The organism is Neisseria gonorrhoeae (assembly GCF_013030075.1).
Taxonomy (GTDB): domain Bacteria; phylum Pseudomonadota; class Gammaproteobacteria; order Burkholderiales; family Neisseriaceae; genus Neisseria; species Neisseria gonorrhoeae.
The window spans coordinates 333,710-352,990 of the sequence record NZ_AP023069.1; the positions used below are offsets into that span (position 1 = coordinate 333,710).

Consider the following 19,281-nt stretch of genomic DNA (forward strand, 5'->3'; position numbering starts at 1 on the left):
GAAAAGGCGTTTCGGACGGCATAAATCAGGTATGCTGTCTGAAACGCCACGTATGCGGATTAGTCGTCGTCGAGGGATTCGGGTGCGTTGTCCGTATGGTTTAACACCGCTTCGGAAAGCGATACGAAAAACGGTACGGTATAGGACTGTTGCCATTCTTCGGTATCGGGCAGGTCGGTTTTTGAAGCAAGCATGATCAGCAGGGTAACAATCAAAACGCCTTTCAATGCACCGAATACACCGCCCAAAATGCGGTTGGCAAAGCCCAGACCGACCGCCGAAACTGCGCCGGTCAGCAGCGAACGGAGCATTTTCTGGATCAGACAGGCAATGACGAACAGGGAAATGAATGACAGAGCCAATGCAAACAGGCGGGGTTGGAACGAGGCAAAGGCGAGGTCGGCGAAGGGTGCGGCAAAGAGTTTGGCAAAAAAGAAGGAAACCACCCATGCCACCATCGAACCTGCTTCCGCAATCACGCCGCGCATCGTGGAAATGACGATGCAGGCGGCGATGACGGCGGAGGCGAGGAGGTCGGCAATGGGGAGGCTATTCATTCGTTACCTGGCCGGCGATGCCGTGCACGCGCAGTTTGTTCAAATCGCGTTCGGCATCCCTTGCGTTTTTATAGTTGCTTGATTTGACGCGGTAAACTTTGCCGTTGTCGGTCATGATTTCGGTGATGGTCGAATCGATACCCGCCGCCTTCATTTTGCGCTGGAGGCTCAAGGCGCGTTCTTTTTCGGCATAACCTGCCTGAATGGCGGCTTTTTTGCCCGCCTTGCCGGATTTTTCCTTCTCGGCGGTTTTGGTTTTGTCCGCTTTGTCGGTTTTTTGCGCCGTTTCGTGTTTTTTGCCGTCCGAACGGTCTTTTTCGGCTGTCTTTTTGCCTTCAGCCTTGTCGGCTTTTTTCGCTTCTTTTACCGCGCTGTCGGATTTTGCCGTATCCGGTTTGGTTTTTTCGGCAGCAGTTTTCGGTTTGTCGGCAACTTTTTCGGCGGTTTTGGTTTCTTTGGCTTTGGGCTTGGCTTCGGCAGTGCGTTCCGCTTTTTGCGGTTTGGGTTCGGCAGTGCGTTTCGGTTTTTCAACCGCTACCGTATCCGTACTGTCGGCAGTTGCCGACACTTTTTCGGCAGCGCGTTGTTTTGCCTGCTTCGGTTCGGTTTTGGCGGTTTCTGCCTGTTGCAGTTTCTCGGATTCTTCCAAACCTTTGATGTTGCTGTCTTCGAGCCGGTCGTTAATCAGCACCAGCGGCGCGCCTACGTTTTCAGGCTCGCTGATTTCGCTGTCGGCGGCAGAAGGCTTGTCTTCGCCTGCCAAGTCCTGCGGTTTGTCGGCGGCGGTTTCCCCGTTTTCGGCGGCGGATTTCAAGGCAGGGGTTTGTGCCGTGTTTGCCGTTTGGCTTTCCGTTGCGCCGGTTTCGCCGGCCTGCGGTGCGGGATTGCTGTCGGCAGGATCGGAACTGAGTGCGGCTGCCAGCAGGATGCAGGAGGCGGCAACCAGGGAGCTTGCCGTTACGAGGCGGCGGCGGTTGCGCCGTTTCAGCTGTTCGTAACCGGTCAGGACTTCGTTTTGTTTGTTTTCGGACATAGAAGTTTCCTTTTCACAGTACCGACATTACGTCGGCGACGGTATGAAATGAGCCGAATACGACGATTCTGTCGTCTTCGCCCGCTTTTGAGGCTGCCGCCCGGTACGCGTCGCGGACGGCGGCGAATGTCTGTATGTTTTCGATGTGGTGTTGTTCCAATTTGGCTTTCAGTGCATCCGCCGTCATACCGCGCGGCACGTCCAAAGGCGCGATATACCACTCGTCAAACTGGTCTTTAACGGTTTCCGACACGCCGTCTATGTCTTTGTCGGACAGCATACTGAACACGGCGGTGCGCTTTTGCGCGTAGGCAAGGTTGATTAGGTTGCGGCGCAGGGCGCGGGCGGCGTGGGGGTTGTGTCCGACATCCAATACGGTCAGCGGCCGGCCGGGCAGGACTTGGAAGCGTCCGGGATTTTCAACCAGCAGCAGCCCGCGTTTGATTGCACCAATGTCCACCGGCAGTCTGTCGTCGAGGCATTCCAATACGGTCAACGCGCAGGCGGCGTTAGAAAGCTGGTATGCGCCGCGCAATGCGGGGAAGGGCAGGGCATTGCGGTTGCGTGCGGGACCGTCTGAATGCTGCGGCCGGAAGCGGTAGTTCCATTGGATGTTTTCCATCGCGTGAAACTCGAAATCGCGCTGTACCATCAGCAGTTTCGCGCCTATGGCTTCGGCGTGTGCGACCAATGATGCGGGCGCGGGGTTTTGACCGCAGATGGCGGGTTTGCCGCTGCGGAACACGCCTGCCTTTTCAAAGCCGACCTGTTCGACCGTATCGCCCAAAAATGCCTGATGGTCCAAATCCACACTAGTAACCACCGCGCAATCGCCGTCAAACGCGTTGACCGCGTCCAAACGTCCGCCCAAGCCGACTTCCAATATCATTACATCCACTTGTTCGCGTATGAAAATGTCGACAGCCGCCAAGGCATTGAATTCAAAATAAGTCAGCGATATTTCGCCGCGCGCGGCTTCGATGCGCTCGAAAGAGGCAATAATCGTATCGTCCGAAACGGGTTCGGCGTTGATGGCGATGCGTTCGTTGTAATGCAATAAATGCGGGCTGGTCAGCGTGCCGGTTTTGAAGCCTGCCTGTTTGTAAATCTGTGTCAGGTAGGCGCAGACCGAACCTTTGCCGTTTGTTCCCGCGACGACGACGACGGGGCATTGCGGTGTCAGGTTCATGCGCTTTTTTACTTCGCTTACGCGCTCCAAACCCATGTCGATCAAACCGCCGCTGTGGGCGGTTTCCAAATGCGAGAGCCAGTCTTGTAATGTTTTCATGAGTGTTTCGTTTTCAAATGCCGTCTGAAATCAGTCTGATGTATCGGTTTCGGCGGTTTTTTTCGGCTGCCGCCAAAGCACCCAGACTTTCAGCCGCCGGTAGGATTCTTTGTCCGTCATGTCGGGCATGATGCATTGGCGGACGGTTTTGCCGCCTGTGTCCCATTGTAAGAATAAGGCATAAGGCGTAACCATACTGCTGCCCGCAAGTGTTGCCGCTGTTTTGTCTTTGCCGGATACGATTTCCGCCCGTCCGTCGCGGTCTATGGTAATGGCGGTTATGGCATGGCGGTGTTTCAGATTCGTTATCCTGAGCGAGTATGCGTAACTTGCCGCCAAAGCCGCCAAACCGAACCACATCATCCGGCCGTAAAACCAAGTCAGGCAGACGGCAATGGAAGCCGAGTGGAGTGATACGGTCAGGATGTTCAGGATGCGGGACGGCCTCAATGCCGTCTGAAAGGCGCGCATGGCGTTACATCATATTGTCGAACACGGGCGTGATGTTCAAATCCGCTTCTTCCATATCCAAAACCATATCGTGGATTTCAATGTCGAAAAATTCCCAAAACGCCTTCAGCCCCATATCTTGCGGCCATTTGTCCTTGTCGATGTCCCAACCTGCCAGCTCCGCCTCAAAAATCTGCCGGTAGCGTTCGTCGAAGTAGGAAACGACGGCTTCCGGTTCGTCGAACTGCGGAACGAGGAAGACGGAACAGTCGGCGCGAAGCTGTTCTATGGTCAGGTCGGGCATATTTTCGTCGGTGCTTTTGAGCCATTCCAAAAAGCGCGCGGTCGGCTTGAGGACGGCGGCGGTGCGGTCAACAAAATACATGGTGTGCTTTCTCAATCATCTTGCGGTGTCGGGCTATGCCGTCTGAACGTTCGGTTTTCAGACGGCATAGCATCAATGGGTCATGACTTGTTGCAGGAACTGCTTGGCGCGTTCGTGTTTCGGGTTGGTGAAAAACGCTTCCGGCGTTTCGTCTTCAAGGATTTGCCCTTTATCGACGAAAATCACGCGGTCGGCAACTTCGCGGGCAAACCCCATTTCGTGGGTTACGCACATCATCGTCATGCCGCTTTCCGCCAAGTCTTTCATCACTTTCAACACTTCGCCGACCATTTCGGGGTCGAGTGCGGAAGTCGGCTCGTCAAACAGCATCACGCGCGGCTCCATCGCCAGCCCGCGCGCAATCGCCACGCGTTGCTGCTGGCCGCCGGAAAGTTGGGAAGGGAAGGCGTCTTTTTTGTGTGCCAGTCCGACGCGTTCCAAAAGCTCCATTGCCTTTTTCTCCGCCTGTTCCGCATTTTGCCCCTTAACCTTCATCGGTGCGAGGGTGATGTTGTCCAACACGGTCAGGTGCGGGTAGAGGTTGAAACTTTGAAACACAAAGCCGACTTCTTCGCGGATTTTGTTCAAATCGGTTTTGGGGTCGGCAACGTTGACGCCGTCCACCCAAATCTCGCCGCTTTCGATGCTTTCAAGCTGGTTGACGGTGCGGATGAGTGTGGATTTGCCGCTGCCCGAAGGCCCGCAGACGACGACCACTTCGCCTTTTTTGATTTCCAAGTTTACGCCGTTGATGACGTGCAGGTCTTTGAAATGTTTGTGTACGTTTTTGAATTTGATCATAGTGTCCATTCTTTTCGGGCAGTCTGAATCCGTCTGGCTGATTAAGGGTAAAACTTATTCAAATCGGCAACCAATTTGGTTAACTCTTCCTGATTCGGCTTATTCATGCCCCGGTAAACTTTGACGTAGCCTTTGTCGTTTTTCATATTCACGACATAGATGACGAAACGTGTGCCGTTGAATCCTTTTTCCGCATCGCAGGTGTAGTACGTCACACCCCCGCTTTCCGCTTTTTCCAGTACGCAGTCGTTTTTGCGGTAACCTTGCTCCTTCGCTATCCAATCCCGCGCAAATGAAGCCCTGTACGCGTCCGGCACGCGGACTTGGTCGACCAATAAATCATGATCGGGATTTTGGGAATAACCGTAATGGAAAACGGCGTTTGAACCGTTCAATTGCGCCTCCGGCATTTGATAACGCCGGTTTTGGAAAAACGCATCGTTCGGGTTCATGCAGGCAGTTAAAAGAAAAGTCAGGAGTGCGGCTGTGTATTTCATAGTTTGTTCACTCGGGCGGTTAAAGGAAAAGTCAGGAATACGTTTGTGTATTTTATGGTTTATTCTCTTAGTAAACAGTTATAAACGGTTTCAAGGCGGCTTGCCGGCAATTCAACGCACGAAATTCCGTTTGTACGCCATATGGTTTTCAATATTGGCTTTGGCATCTTTTTCATCCCAAACCTGCAATTCCCACGGATAGTAGAAATTGCTGCTGTTTTTGAAATAAATGTGTATGCCGATATAGCCGCCGGCATCGCGCAAATACCAGTTTTTCAAGCCGTATTCTGTTTTCCAGCCGTCAAGTTTTTCTAAAATCCCGGCGACTGTTTCAGACGGCCAAATCAGCCGCGCGCCGAAAATATCGTTCAGGATGTTGTTGGTCGGATATTGGGTGCCGCGTGCCAGATAGCGGTTGATTTTATCATGTATGCTTTCTGCGGTTTTCACGCGGTAGAAAAAGTCTATGCCGCGCGTATCGGCAAAGGCTAAATAATCGTTAACTGCTTCGTGCAAATTAAGGCGGTAAGACAAAATATGTTCGGTCGGAACGTTTTTGAGCGTGTGGCTCAAATTGATTTTCCGCACTTTGCCGGTTTCAAAATAATCCTGCGAATATTGTGCGTGCAGGCGGTTGATTTCGCGGATCAAACGCTCGGTTTTCTGCAGGTTGCTTTCCATCGCCGCGTCCCTTTTCAGACGGCCTTGTCCGCCAGATAATTGCTCAACGCCACATATTTCTCCGGCGCGATGTGTTCGGCACGGTCTTGCGGACTGATGCCGACTGCCTGCAAATCATCGTCGTCGGCAAGCTCTTTCAGATTGTTGCGTATGGTTTTGCGGCGTTGGCGGAAGGCGAGTTTCACCAGTTTGGCGAAATGCTCGAAATCGTCCGCCTTGCCGATACGGTGTTTCACCGGAATCATGCGCACCACTGCGGAATCGATTTTCGGCGCGGGATCGAACGATTCGGGCGGCACGTCAATCAGCAGCTCCATATCGAAGAAATATTGCAGCATCACACCCAAGCGACCGTAGTCGTTGCTTTTCGGCGCGGCAACCATGCGCTCGACCACTTCTTTTTGCAACATAAAGTGCATATCGGCGACATCGTCCGCCACCTCCGCCAGTTTGAACAAAAGCGGCGTGGAGATGTTATACGGCAGGTTGCCGACGATTTTCTTTTTGCCTGAGATGCCGTTGAAATCAAACTGCAACACGTCGCCTTCGTGAATCACCAGTTTATCCGCAAACGGCAGCGTTTTCAGACGGCATACGATGTCGCGGTCGATTTCGACAACGTGCAGGCGGTTCAGCTTTTTCGCCAAAGGTTCGGTAATTGCCGCCAAACCCGGGCCGATTTCAATCACGACATCATCCGCCTGCGGGCGCACGGCGTTGACAATATCGCCGATAATCCGCGTGTCCTGCAAAAAATTCTGCCCGAAACGCTTGCGGGCTTTGTGTTCTTTCATCGTGTTTCCTCTTCGGTTGAAACCCCGCCCTTTAGGGCGGCAGGATCAGACTCTGTTTGGGCGGGGCGTAACCCCTTCCAAATCAGGACGACACATAGGGCGGTGCTTTATGTGTCGTCCTGTGTGTTGGAACATAAATGTGTTTACAGTATCCGTTTGATGTCGGCATTGTAACCGAAAACGGCAGGGCGTGATAATGCTGTTTGAAGGCTTGCCGTGTTTGGCGGTTTGGTGCAAACCGGCTGTCTGCCGCTTTGCCTGTTGGAGGATTGAACGTGTCTGAAAATCTGCTTGAAATCGAAACCCATCCCTTCGATCCCGTGTTGCCGCCGAAGGCTGCGGTCATGATGATGGGGACGTTTCCGCCCAAGGAAGACAAACGCGCGATGCAGTTTCATTATCCGAATTTCCAAAACGATATGTGGCGCGTTTACGGGCTGGTGTTTTTTAACGATGCGGCGCATTTCCGGATGCCGTCCCACGGGGAGGCTGCGCACTCTGAAAAAGCGTTTGACGCGGAGAAAATCAAGGCGTTTTTGCACGAACGGGGGATTGCGTCCTGTCCGACCGTGTTGAAGGCGGCAAGGGAACACGGCAATGCGTCCGACAAGTTTTTAAAGGTAGTTGAAACCGTCGATTTGGCGGCGGTGTTGGCGAAAATACCAGACTGCCGCCATATTTGTACGACAGGCGGCAAGGCGACGGAAATCCTGCTCGATATTCAGGGCGGCGGCATCAAAATGCCGAAAACGGGCGAAACCGTGCCGTTTCCGTTTGCCGGACGGGATTTGACACTGACGCGCCTGCCTTCGACTTCGCGCGCCTATCCTTTGAGTTTGGCGAAAAAGGCAGCGGCGTATCGGGCGTTTTTCGAAATGGCGGGCTTGTGTGAAAAGCAGTTATAATTGCCGACAATTTCCCGTTCAGACGGCATGTTTGAAAAAACGGAAATGCCGTCTGAAAACCTGAAGCATAAGGAAGAATCCGATGAAGAACTACCACGCGCCCGACGAAAAGGGCTTTTTCGGCGAACACGGCGGGCTTTATGTTTCCGAAACCCTGATTCCCGCTTTGAAAGAGCTGGAACAGGCCTACAACGAAGCGAAAAACGATCCTGAATTTTGGGCGGAGTTCCGCCGCGATTTGAAACATTATGTCGGCAGGCCCAGCCCCGTTTACCACGCCGCGCGGTTGTCCGAGCATTTGGGCGGCGCGCAAATCTGGTTGAAGCGCGAAGACTTGAACCACACCGGCGCGCACAAGGTCAACAACACCATCGGTCAGGCATTGCTTGCCCGCCGTATGGGCAAAAAACGCGTCATCGCCGAAACCGGCGCGGGTCAGCACGGCGTGGCTTCTGCCACCGTCGCCGCACGTTTCGGCATGACTTGCGACGTGTACATGGGTGCGGACGATATTCAACGCCAAATGCCGAATGTGTTCCGTATGAAGCTGCTTGGTGCGAATGTCATCGGCGTTGACAGTGGCAGCCGTACTTTGAAAGACGCGATGAACGAAGCGATGCGCGAATGGGTCGCCCGAGTGGACGATACGTTCTACATCATCGGCACCGCCGCCGGCCCCGCGCCGTATCCCGAAATGGTGCGTGATTTCCAATGCGTCATCGGCAACGAAGCCAAAGCGCAGATGCAGGAAGCTATCGGCAGACAGCCCGACGTCGCCGTTGCCTGCGTCGGCGGCGGCTCGAACGCCATCGGTTTGTTCTATCCCTATATCGAAGAAGAAAACGTACGTTTGGTCGGCGTAGAAGCAGGCGGTTTGGGCGTGGATACGCCTGACCACGCCGCGCCGATTACTTCGGGCGCACCGATTGGCGTACTGCACGGCTTCCGCAGCTATCTGATGCAGGACGAAAACGGCCAAGTCTTGGGGACGCACTCTGTTTCCGCAGGCTTGGATTACCCCGGCATCGGCCCGGAACACAGCCATCTGCACGACATCAAGCGCGTCGAATACACCGTTGCCAAAGATGACGAAGCACTCGAAGCCTTTGACTTGCTCTGCCGATTCGAGGGCATCATCCCCGCGCTCGAATCCAGCCACGCCGTTGCTTGGGCGGTGAAAAACGCGCCGAAAATGGGTAAAGACCAAGTGATTTTGGTCAACCTGTCGGGTCGCGGCGACAAAGACATCAATACCGTGGCGAAACTCAAAGGCATTGAGCTGTAGCTTTGTTAGTCTGATAAAAATGCCGTCCGAAGCTTGAGTTCAGACGGCATTTTATTTTGCTATGAATTTGGTATTTTAGAAACGAATCTGTATTTTAATTTGTCCGGATTTTTGTTTTTCCAATTGTTTGCCTTTTGTAATACTGCCATTTACGTTTAATGTAACATTACGGTACAGTAACGCGGCGCCTGCTGAATATTGCTGTTGATTATCTGCTTTATAGGCGAAGGATTTACCGCCCACATTCACGCCGCCTTTGCCATAATTGGCAAAGTAAGCTGCAGATAACAAGGGTTTTACGGTAAGGTTGCCGACTTTAAACCGATAAGCAAAATCCAGTCCGGCCGTTAGTGTTTTCACTGCCATAGAACTTACTTTAACACTGTCGTCACCCAACTTGTAATCTGCAGATGACAGGCGGCTGTAACGGATACCCGCACTAGGGACAATCTCGAATTGATTGATTTTCAGCGTATTGCCCAAAGTAAGGCCGGTTTGGATGCTTGTTCGGTTAAAGTTTGCTTTTTGCTGCGTTTGTAACCGGCTTCTCAAGCTGCCCGCACCAATATCGCCGGCCACATACCAAGCATCATTTAAATAATACTTACCATAAAGGTTGGCTTGCACAAAAGTATTTTTGCCGCCCGCCTGATCAAAAGTATGCTGACTGTCAGAGTAAGTCAATACTCCGCCTATCTGCATATTTTCGGACAAGCTGCGGTCAATGCCGATTTGTGTTTGCGTGCGTTTCGAACTAAACCGGCGATATTGTGCGGAAGCATAATCACGGCCATAACCGGTGTTTGACATCCAAACACTGTTTTTTTCGGCATCAGCGCGTGATTTTTGTGCAATGTGCCGTGTTAATGAAGCACCTGTATCCAACAAGATAGATTGCGTGCTTGCCATTGTGTCAGATAAAGCCGAGTTAGTATTGGTGCTGACTGCATCGGCTTGCGCGGCGGCTTGGGTTCGCGGCTGCGCGGCTCTTGGTTGCAAACTCACTGCCTCAACTTTTTCATGAAGTTCCGTATTGTCTTGAGGCTGTTTGTCTGATGTGTCAACCGATTCGGATACATCTTCATCTTCCAACGCATCCAAGGGGATTTCTTCATAATCATTTTCATACCAGTCCGGATTATGCAAGGCCCTGGGTGCTGCGTAAGCTGATGAATCAAATGATGGCGAGGGCGGTGCCGGCAGAGTAGATCTGCGTCCGCGACGTTTCGGACGGTCTTGGGAAACTGCCATATAATCCTGCGGTGCGGCACGGCGTTTGCGGCGTTGCGGCTGGGATTGGGCTGTTTGACGGTGCTCTTCTTCCTCAGCTTTTCGTTTCGCGGATTCTGCCGCTTTGCGTTTTGCTTCCTGGCGATGTGCAAGTTCGGCAGCTTGGTGTTTTGCCTCTTCGGCTTCGGCTTTTCGGCGCGCAGCCAATGCTTGAGCCTCACGTTCGGCTTCTGCCCTTTGTTTTGCCAACAACTCTGCCGCTTTGCGTTCTTCCTGCTGTCGGCGCGCAAGTTCTGCTTGGGCTTGGGCAATTTCCACATTGTTTTGCTGTACCGAACGGTGTCCGCGGCGTTTCGGACGGTCTTGGGAAACTGCCATATAATCCTGCGGTGCGGCACGGCGTTTGCGGCGTTGCGGCTGGGATTGGGCTGTTTGACGGCGTTCCTCTTCCCCGGCCCTTTGTTTTGCCGACAACTCTGCCGATTTACGCCCTGCTTCTGCTTGCTGACGCTTCACTTGCTCCGCTTTTGCTTGTTGGCGTTTTGCTTCTTCGGCTTGATTTGCCTGCGGGCTGGGCGGTGCGACGACAATATCTTGAGGTTTGGCAATTTGTGCACCGTCCGTTTGTGTTGCCTTTTGTGCTTGAGAAGCCGTGTTTGCGGCAGGAGACGGGGCCGGCTTGACTGGGCGGCGGTTCCCGGCATAAGGATTGTACAACCGGGTAATACCGTTTTCTGTTTTGATTGTATAACGCAATGCGCCTAAATCGACGTAATGATTTGCCAAGGAAACAAAAAGGCGGGAGCGGTCTTGTACGGATGATGCATCAAAGAGATCCAGCCCTTCCTGATTAGGTTCGCCTGTTTTATTTTGAACATGGAGCTGATAATGGCCGGATGCGGATTCCTTCACAAGCACTTTATCCCCAAGATTTTTCGCCAAGTCCGTCAGATAATGAAAATGCCCGTTACCGGATAAATGATTGATTTTGATCGTGTGGTATTTATTTGCACTTTGCGCATCGGAAGCGTTGTTCAAATGAATATGGCTATCCGCCAATGACAGATTGTGTACTTGGCTGTCGCCGGTCAAATGCCATTTGCTATGTTGGTTTAGGCTGACACGGCTGTTTCCTTGCCCTTGAATTTGCCCCCATAATGCAGCCTTGCCCAAGACCAATGCCGCATTCTGACTCAAATTCACATTGCCGTTAATCCGTGTCGCATCAAAGCTGTTTAAAGCCTTATCGGATAAGTTGCCTGTGTTGCAGGTAACGTAACCGGTATAGTCCGAGCGCACGCAAACCTCATCGCCGTTTTTGTAACCCAAATTTACTTTGGCGTTGTCTGTTGCGGTGATGTTGGCGGTGATGTCGGATACATTTCTTCCGGAAGAGAATGATGCGGATTGGTTAACCGCAATTTCTGCGGCTTTGAATGTGCGGTTTATCCAGTCGTCTTCAAATACGACTTCATTGTTTTTGGAGAAATGTGCGTCTTTTCGGGCTGAAGATTTGTTCACAAAATCTCTTGCGTGTGGTGTTGGACGACCTGATAACAAGACATTGCCTTGAGTTACGCTTATTTTTCCGTTTAAATTCGCGCCGCCTGTTAACAAGAAACGGTTTTGCGCGCTTTTGCCATTGAAATTAAGGTTTAATGCCCCGTTATGTCCTTTTTCGTTTTCTTCGCCAAAGAAACCGCTAAAACCGCTAATACGCTGATTGTTTTTGTGGTTCATCGCGTTTTTCTTGGCTTCTTCTTGCGTATATCCCATAAAGACCCAGTCGTTATTTTCTGCTACACCGTTCTCGGGCATCGGTGCGTTCACGTTGCCGCCGGATTTTAGGGCGTAATAACGATAGTTTTTGTAATAAAGATCTTTGCCTTGTGGGATGGGTCGCCTTGGTCGGTAATAATAACTATAATCATCTTCATCATAGTCATTTTGTATGCTATGTACCGAAAGGCTGTTCGGATTGGTAATTAAAGATTTACCCGTTAGTGTGATTGTGGAGGCGTGGTCTGTGTTGTGGTTGACAATGCGCGCGCCTTCATCCACGTTGCGGATGTGTTCAAAAGTCAAGTCATTGCCATTGGCATCCAAACGACCGCCACGGAAACCGAAATATAGGTTATCGGGATTAATCTGATTTGAACTATTTAATACCAATGTACCGCGTCCGCTGACAATGCCGACTTGGGAGAAAGCCTGAACTTTTTTGTCGGCATCGGCTTTTTGATTCAGAATAACCGTACCGTCGCCGACCTTTAATTGCCCTTGGTTAACGCCTGTGCCGTTTATTTCCAAAGTGCCTTTGCCGATTTTTGCCAATCTGTCGCCATTCGGATTTTTGACTTGCCAAACGACTTTTTTGCCGTCGGCAACATCAATCCCCGCACCTAACCAAGTGATGTCATTATTTGCACCTTTGACTGTGTAATCGCCTTTGAAAAACAGGCCGCCCGCGCCTTGGTTGATGTTTTGATCCAATACCAAAGTGCCGTTGTCTTCAAAGGTAACATTTTGTCCGTTGTTCGCATCTCCTTCATTGTTGGCAAGCCTTACCGCTGTCGAACCGATATGGCTGTTTGTACCCGTGGTTTTCCAATGATGTTCTCCATTACCTTTGACGGTGCCGGCGTTATCGTGTTGTTTGATTTTATCTGCAAATTCTTTTTTATAGATATTCCATTCTTGCCATGATTTTTTTCCGTAACCTGCCCAATAATCGTAAGTTCCCAAAAAGACCCATTGATTTTTTTGTTTGTCAAAAGCAAATAACGGAGAGCCGCTATCGCCCAACACGCCGTAATTTGTTAACGCATCTTGCGAAAGTGCTTGTTTAAGTTCTTCTGCCGAATACTGTTTATTATGATTACCAAAGCCGATCAAACCTTCGGTATTCATTGTTTGGTCAATATTAATATCTTTATAAGGCGTACCTGCAATGGCATAACGATAGGCTTGTGAAAGATCGCGCAAATCGTAGCCTTTTTCATTTCCTTCTTGATGATAAACCCCTTTTTCATAAACTAATTGCCTGCCCGCACCGATTCTGACAAAAGAGGAAAAACGGTTTTTATCTTTGTAGGTATCCAATCCGCCGCCGGCATCAGTTGGTGCAATCGGTGCCACTTCGGTTACAAACTTATTAAAACGCGCCATATTATAATCTTCGAGGCGGCCTAAATTGCTCGCACCCCAAGCTTTATGGGGTTCATAGTTATTTTGTTCGACAACGCGGTATTCATTTTCTTTGTCGGCTACATCATTATGACCGTTGTATTGGCCGTAATAAAAAGTATGGACTTCTGCTTTGGCGTGTTTGACGCTGACGGCATATTGGGGATCGACTACCGTTGCTATGCGTTTGTTGACATCTGCAACGCTAAAATCAATCATCGGTACGTTGGATAATGCGTTGCCGATGTTTTGACCTCGTTTGTTTTTCACTGATAAATCGGTTGCGCCGACAAAAAATTTGCCTTTGTTTTCTGCAAAGTCACGGAATATTTGATAATCGACATCGTCTCTCACCAATGCCGCTTCTGAGTATGGCGTAAGGGCATAGGCAAGAAAGATGGATAAGGATATGGCGTTAATTTTAAAACGTTTGGCTTTCATAAGGTTTTACCGTTTTAATAGCGATAATGTTTTGCATTTTACGCCGGTTGGGTGGTGTTGAGTATTTTTTTGTGTAACTCATTCATTTTGGTGTTTTATTGCCAATTTAAAAAAGAATCCTGATGTTTTTATTTCCGCTTTCTTTGTTCTGTTATTCAAGCGAAGGTGGGAAGCCGGTTTTTGTGGTTCGGTTCTTTCCGATAAATTTCTGCGGCTTTTTGTCTTTGGATTCCCGCTTTTGCGGGAATGACGATGGAAAGTTTGCCGTTGTCTCGGATAATACTGAGGCTTTTCGTTTGCATTCTTATCATTTTCAAATCTTGTTATGACGGTTTTATGGCTTTGCTTTATCATCGTTTGTTTTTTATATCGGGAGTGGGGAGACGTGTTCCGTCGTTGGTTTTTGCCGTGTTGGGTTGTCGGCGTGGCAGTTTCGTTCGCACTGTCGGTTGTACCGCATTGGCCGTTTTGGTTGGCGGCTTTTGCGGTTTTGGCTGTGCTTGCAAGGCGTTTTGCGTTTGCCGGTCTGATGCTGTGCGTGTTGGCGGGCGCGGCTTACGGCGTATTCAGAACGGAAGCGGCACTGTCTTCGCAATGGCGGGCGGAGGCGGTTTCAGGCGTGCCTTTGACGGTGGAAGTGACGGATATGCCGAGGTCGGACGGGCGGCGCGTGCAGTTTGCGGCAAAGGCTGTGGACAGCGGCGGTCGGACGTTTGATTTGCTGCTGTCGGACTACAAACGGCGCGAATGGGCGGTCGGGAGCAGATGGCGGATAACGGCACGCGTGCACCCCGTCGTCGGGGAGTTGAACCTGCGCGGTTTGAACCGTGAGGCGTGGGCATTATCCAACGGGGTAGGCGGCGTGGGGACGGTCGGTGCGGACAGGGTTTTGCTGCATGGCGGAAGCGGTTGGGGGATTGCGGTTTGGCGCAGCCGCATCAGCCGCAATTGGCGGCAGGCGGATGCGGACGGCGGGCTTTCAGACGGCATCGGGCTGATGCGCGCGTTGAGCGTGGGCGAACAGTCGGCATTGCGCCCCGGATTGTGGCAGGCGTTCCGGCCGTTGGGGCTGACGCATTTGGTCAGTATCTCGGGTTTGCACGTTACGATGGTGGCGGTGCTGTTTGCGTGGCTGGCGAAGCGGCTGCTTGCCTGTTCCCCGCGCCTTCCCGCCCGGCCGCGCGCGTGGGTTTTGGCGGCGGGGTGTGCGGGCGCGCTGTTTTACGCGCTGCTTGCCGGTTTTTCCGTGCCGACGCAGCGCAGTGTTTTGATGTTGGCGGCGTTCGCGTGGGCGTGGCGCAGGGGAAGACTGTCGGCGTGGGCGACGTGGTGGCAGGCGTTGGCGGCGGTGCTGCTGTTCGACCCTTTGGCGGTTTTGGGTGTCGGTACTTGGCTGTCTTTCGGTTTGGTGGCGGCCCTGATATGGGCGTGTGCAGGGCGTTTGTACGAGGGGAAACGGCAAACCGCCGTGCGCGGGCAGTGGGCGGCTTCGGTGTTGTCTCTGGTTTTGCTCGGTTATCTGTTTGCCTCGCTGCCTTTGGTCAGCCCTTTGGTCAATGCGGTGTCGATACCGTGGTTTTCTTGGGTGTTGACCCCGCTGGCGTTGCTGGGTTCGGTCGTGCCGTTTGCGCCGCTTCAGCAGGCGGGGGCATTTTTGGCGGAATACACTTTGCGGTTTTTGGTGTGGCTTGCCGATGTGTCGCCTGAGTTTGCCGTTGCCGCCGCACCTTTGCCGCTGCTGGTGTTGGCGGTGTGTGCCGCTTTGCTGTTGCTGCTGCCGCGCGGCTTGGGTTTGCGTCCGTGGGCGGTGTTGCTGTTGGCAGGGTTTGTATCCTACCGTCCTGAAGCAGTACCTGAAAACGAAGCTGCGGTTACGGTTTGGGATGCGGGGCAGGGCTTGTCGGTGCTTGTGCGGACGGCAAACCGCCATCTGCTTTTCGATACGGGAACGGTAGCGGCGGCACAAACGGGTATCGTGCCGAGTTTGAATGCGGCGGGTGTCCGCCGTTTGGACAAGCTGGTTCTGTCGCATCACGACAGCGACCACGACGGCGGCTTTCAGGCAGTCGGCAAGATACCGAACGGCGGGATTTATGCCGGACAGCCGGAATTTTATGAGGGGGCGCGGCATTGTGCGGAACAGCGTTGGCAATGGGACGGCGTGGATTTCGAGTTTTTGAGGCCGTCTGAACGCAAAAATATCGATGATAATGGGAAAAGTTGTGTTTTGCGTGTTGTGGCGGGCGGTGCGGCACTGCTGGTAACGGGAGATTTGGATACGAAAGGTGAGGCGGAGTTGGTTAAAAAATACGGCTCAAACCTGTACAGCCAGGTGTTGGTGTTGGGGCATCACGGCAGCAATACGTCCTCGTCGGGCGTGTTCCTCAATGCCGTTTCGCCCGAATATGCCGTTGCTTCAAGCGGTTATGCCAACGCCTACAAGCATCCGACCGAAGCGGTGCAGAACCGTGTCCGCGCACACGGCATCAAGTTGTTGCGGACGGATTTGTCGGGCGCGCTGCAATTCGGCTTGGGACGCGGAGGCGTAAAGGCTCAACGTTTGAGAGTGTATAAATTCTATTGGCAGAAAAAACCGTTTGAGTGAACGGGAAGGCTGGTGCCGGAACGGAAAATGCCGTCTGAAAGGGCTTCAGACGGCATTTCGAGGATGGGCTTAATGCCAGTAACGCCACCAGGGCATATCGTCGGGCTGCCAAGCGTGCGTCAAAAACGGGCTTTTCGGGAAGTTGGTTTCCAATACGCGGCGCGTATCGGCGGCAAGCTGGGGCTTGTCCAACTTCTTGTAGGCAAGTTCCAATATGGCCAGTGATTCTTCGACATAGCGTGTATTTTGATAGCTGCCGATAATTTTTTTGGCGCGGTTGGCGGCGGCGATATATGCGCCGCGTTTCATGTAGTAACGCGCCACCGACATTTCATTGCCGCCCAAAGCATCGACCAGTTTGACCATGCGTGCGGTCGCATCGGCGGCGTATTTGCTGTTCGGGAAGCGTTGGACGAGTTCCGCAAACGCCTGGTACGCTTCGCGGTTGGCTTTCGGGTCGCGGTCGGACCAGTCTTGCGAGGCCAGTTTGTTCAGGAAGGACTGATCTTCGTTAAACAGCACCAAGCCGCGCAGGTACAGCGCGTAATCCATGTTCGGATGCTGCGGATGGAGGCGGCGGAAGCGTTCGATTGCCGCCAGAGCCTTGTCTTTTTCATCGTCTTTATAATAGGCGTATGCGGTATCCAGTTGGGATTGCCGGGCATGGCGGCTGGTGGGGAAGCGCGATTCCAAGATTTCGTATAACTTGACAGCCCGCGTATAATTGCTGCTGTTCAATTCGTCCTGGGCTTCGGCATAGAGCTTCTCCACACTCCAATCTTGGGTAATCTGGGCATCTTTATCGGCCGTACCTTGAGTGGCACAGGCACTCAGTGCCAAACCTAATGAAACCGTTAAAAGAATTTTTTTCATGCAGAATACTTCCTTTGATAATGAATCCGATTATAGCGACGATTCAGACTTTGCGTCAGCTTCCGGAACTGAAAACCGTATCGGTCTGACCGTTCCGCCCGAGCTTGCCGGCGGGCGGCTGGATGCGGTGTTGGCGAAACTTCTGCCCGACTATTCGCGCAGCCGCCTGACATCATGGATTAAAGAAGGCGCGGTTATTGTAAACGATAAACCTTCGCAACCCAAAGACAAAATGATAGGCGGCGAGCAAATTTGTGTAACCGTCCGTCCGAGTGAGGAAAATCTGGCGTTTGTTCCGGAGCCTATGGATTTGGATATTGTTTACGAAGACGATACCGTCATCGTCGTCAACAAACCGGCCGGACTGGTGGTGCATCCGGCGGCGGGCAACTGGACGGGGACGCTGCTCAACGGCCTGTTGGCGCATTGCCCCGAGCTGTCCCAAATTCCGCGCGCGGGCATCGTACACCGTTTGGACAAAGAAACCAGCGGGCTGATGGTGGTTGCCAAAACCCTGCCGGCGCAAAATTCCCTCGTGAGGCAGCTTCAAGAACGCACGGTCAAACGCATCTACCGCGCCGTCGCCAACGGCATCGTCCCCTTCGACGGTAAAATCGAAACCCAAATCGGACGCGATCCGCACAACCGCCTGAAAATGGCAGCCGTCAAATTCGGCGGCAAGCCTGCCGTAACCCACGTCAAAGTGTTGGAACGCTATCTTGCCCACAGCTACATCGAATGCTCGCTCGGAACGGGCAGGACGCACCAAATCCGCGTCCATATGCGCGAGGCCAGCCATCCGCTTGCCGGCGACCCGGTTTACGGCAACCCGCGCCATCCGTGCGGCGACACGGTGAAAGAAGCCGTTAAAAGTTTGGGCGCGCGTCAGGCATTGCACGCCTACCGCTTGAGTTTTACCCATCCGGAAAGCGGCGAAACCGTTTCGTTTGAGGCACCGATTCCGGACGACATATATCATTTGTTGTCCGTCCTCCGTCTTGAAGCCGGTTTGGATTCGTCTTTGAGCAATGAAGAGGAATGGCAGGACAAATTCGGCGCGGACGACGATGACGATTGGAACGAAGACGACTACGATGTCGAAGTGGTTTATGTAAGGGAGTGAGGCGGCTTGAAAGGCGGGGCGAACGCAGGCAGCCGAACCGGAGCAGCCGGGCAATCGTCCCCGCCGATTTCAAACAAAGGCCGTCTGAAGGGGCCGGGCAGAAACCGCCGGTTTCGTTTGCCCCGTTCAGACGGCATTATGATGAAAGGCGTTTAGGGTTTTTTATGTTTACCGGCTTTGGCCGCCCAATAAGTTGCCAGCAGCGAGCCGGAGATATTGTGCCACACGCTGAACAATGCGCCCGGAACGGCAACGACCGGCGCGGCGGCAAAGTGTGCGGCGGCAAGCGCGGCGGCCAGGCCCGAGTTTTGCATACCGACTTCGATGGCCAGCGTTTTTTGTGCATCATAAGGCAGGCCGGTCCATTTGGCGGCAAAGAAGCCGAGCAGGTAGCCGATGCCGTTGCGGAGTGCGACAACCGCAAAAATCAGCAGGCCGCTTTCCATAATCTTGCCTTTGCTTGCCCCGACTACCGCGCCGATAATCAGCACGATGGCGGCAACGGAAACCAGCGGCAGCGCATCGGTCGGCTTTTCGGTTTTACTGCCCAAAACCTTATGGACAATCAAACCCAAAACAATGGGGAGCAAAACCATTTTGACGATGGACATCAACATACCGGCCGCTTGGATTTCCAGCATTTCACCGGCAAGCATCAGGAAGATGGCGGGAGTCAGCAATGGGGAAATCAGGGTGGAAACAGACGTAACGGCAACCGACAAAGCCACATTGCCGCGCGCCAGATAGGTCATCACATTGGAAGCCGTACCGCCCGGGCAGCAGCCGACCAAAATCACGCCGACCGCGATTTCGGCAGGCAGGTTCAACAGTTTGGACGGCAGCCAGGCGGTTGCCGGCATAATGGCGAATTGTGCGATTACGCCGATGATGACGGCTTTGGGATGTTTGAACAAAATATCGAAGTCGGAAGGTTTGAGCGTCAAACCCATACCGAACATAATAATGCCCAACAGCCAAGGAATATAAGGCCCCGCCCATTTGAAGGTGTCGGGCGCGAAAAAAGCGGCGGCGGCAAAGAGCGAGGTTCAGAGGGAAAATGTTTTTCCGATAAAGCTGCTGATTTTACTGAGGATATTCATAATAATGCGTTGCGTGTTTGTTTTTAAGGGAAGGCAAGCATACACGC

Annotated in this window: 16 protein-coding genes and 1 pseudogene; 4 read left to right on the top strand and 13 right to left on the bottom strand. The window is 52.6% G+C overall.

The window, feature by feature from the left end:
* Window positions 1-59 precede the first annotated feature (59 nt).
* The 9 genes from HT085_RS01720 to rsmA all read right to left on the bottom strand — a co-directional run bounded on the left by HT085_RS01720 (window position 60) and on the right by rsmA (window position 6,486).
* Window positions 60-557 (bottom strand): CvpA family protein, encoded by a 498-nt coding sequence (locus HT085_RS01720; RefSeq protein ID WP_003687616.1) that lies wholly within the window; start codon window positions 555-557, stop codon window positions 60-62.
* Window positions 550-1,590, bottom strand: a complete 1,041-nt coding sequence (gene ftsN / locus HT085_RS01725; protein WP_003690743.1) for a cell division protein FtsN — start codon at window positions 1,588-1,590, stop codon at window positions 550-552. Before ftsN ends, HT085_RS01720 begins: the two co-directional genes overlap by 8 nt.
* A 13-nt stretch (window positions 1,591-1,603) precedes the next feature.
* Window positions 1,604-2,878 carry a bifunctional tetrahydrofolate synthase/dihydrofolate synthase gene (gene folC, locus HT085_RS01730; RefSeq protein WP_003687619.1) on the bottom strand — a complete coding sequence of 425 codons (1,275 nt, stop codon included), beginning with the start codon at window positions 2,876-2,878 and terminating at the stop codon, window positions 1,604-1,606.
* 30 nt (window positions 2,879-2,908) lie between these two features.
* Window positions 2,909-3,349, bottom strand: coding sequence for a protein YgfX (locus HT085_RS01735; RefSeq protein WP_003687622.1), 441 nt, complete (start codon window positions 3,347-3,349; stop codon window positions 2,909-2,911).
* A 4-nt stretch (window positions 3,350-3,353) separates the two neighbouring features.
* Window positions 3,354-3,713, bottom strand: coding sequence for a hypothetical protein (locus HT085_RS01740; protein WP_003687624.1), 360 nt, complete (start codon window positions 3,711-3,713; stop codon window positions 3,354-3,356).
* A 72-nt stretch (window positions 3,714-3,785) separates the two neighbouring features.
* Window positions 3,786-4,514, bottom strand: coding sequence for an amino acid ABC transporter ATP-binding protein (locus HT085_RS01745; RefSeq protein WP_010357138.1), 729 nt, complete (start codon window positions 4,512-4,514; stop codon window positions 3,786-3,788).
* 41 nt (window positions 4,515-4,555) lie between these two features.
* Entirely contained in the window at window positions 4,556-5,011 is a 456-nt protein-coding gene (locus HT085_RS01750) for a hypothetical protein (protein WP_003690747.1), read from the bottom strand.
* 111 nt (window positions 5,012-5,122) lie between these two features.
* On the bottom strand, window positions 5,123-5,692 hold the full coding sequence (locus HT085_RS01755) for a nucleotidyltransferase family protein (protein ID WP_003687630.1): 570 nt from the start codon (window positions 5,690-5,692) through the stop codon (window positions 5,123-5,125).
* Between the two features lie 14 nt (window positions 5,693-5,706).
* Entirely contained in the window at window positions 5,707-6,486 is a 780-nt protein-coding gene (gene rsmA / locus HT085_RS01760) for a 16S rRNA (adenine(1518)-N(6)/adenine(1519)-N(6))-dimethyltransferase RsmA (protein WP_003690749.1), read from the bottom strand.
* Between the two features lie 344 nt (window positions 6,487-6,830).
* On the opposite strand from rsmA, the gene HT085_RS01765 reads away from it, so the two are divergent.
* Window positions 6,831-7,391, top strand: coding sequence for a uracil-DNA glycosylase family protein (locus HT085_RS01765; protein ID WP_231592910.1), 561 nt, complete (start codon window positions 6,831-6,833; stop codon window positions 7,389-7,391).
* 82 nt (window positions 7,392-7,473) lie between these two features.
* On the top strand, window positions 7,474-8,676 hold the full coding sequence (trpB, locus tag HT085_RS01770) for a tryptophan synthase subunit beta (protein ID WP_003690751.1): 1,203 nt from the start codon (window positions 7,474-7,476) through the stop codon (window positions 8,674-8,676).
* A gap of 75 nt (window positions 8,677-8,751) precedes the next feature.
* Here the strand turns inward: trpB and HT085_RS01775 are convergent, their stop codons facing one another.
* Window positions 8,752-13,533, bottom strand: coding sequence for a S6 family peptidase (locus HT085_RS01775; protein WP_106274935.1), 4,782 nt, complete (start codon window positions 13,531-13,533; stop codon window positions 8,752-8,754).
* A gap of 78 nt (window positions 13,534-13,611) precedes the next feature.
* The gene (locus HT085_RS01780; RefSeq protein WP_153707850.1) at window positions 13,612-13,887 is read right to left on the bottom strand and encodes a hypothetical protein; all 276 of its coding nucleotides are present in this window, start codon (window positions 13,885-13,887) and stop codon (window positions 13,612-13,614) included.
* A 31-nt stretch (window positions 13,888-13,918) separates the two neighbouring features.
* Here HT085_RS01780 and HT085_RS01785 point away from each other — a divergent pair, with 31 nt between their 5' ends.
* A complete protein-coding gene (locus tag HT085_RS01785) occupies window positions 13,919-16,138 on the top strand; it encodes a DNA internalization-related competence protein ComEC/Rec2 (protein ID WP_154236097.1) in 2,220 nt (739 codons plus the stop codon).
* Between the two features lie 69 nt (window positions 16,139-16,207).
* Here the strand turns inward: HT085_RS01785 and HT085_RS01790 are convergent, their stop codons facing one another.
* Window positions 16,208-17,011: an outer membrane protein assembly factor BamD gene (locus HT085_RS01790; RefSeq protein WP_003687645.1), complete on the bottom strand. Its 804-nt coding sequence runs from the start codon at window positions 17,009-17,011 to the stop codon at window positions 16,208-16,210.
* Between HT085_RS01790 and rluD the strand changes: the two genes are divergently transcribed.
* Window positions 17,010-18,134, top strand: a complete 1,125-nt coding sequence (rluD, locus tag HT085_RS01795; protein ID WP_172763932.1) for a 23S rRNA pseudouridine(1911/1915/1917) synthase RluD — start codon at window positions 17,010-17,012, stop codon at window positions 18,132-18,134. The two genes, HT085_RS01790 and rluD, sit on opposite strands and share 2 nt — an antisense overlap.
* A gap of 152 nt (window positions 18,135-18,286) precedes the next feature.
* Here the strand turns inward: rluD and HT085_RS01800 are convergent.
* A pseudogene (locus HT085_RS01800) lies at window positions 18,287-19,234 on the bottom strand (bile acid:sodium symporter family protein).
* Between the last annotated feature and the right edge of the window lie 47 nt (window positions 19,235-19,281).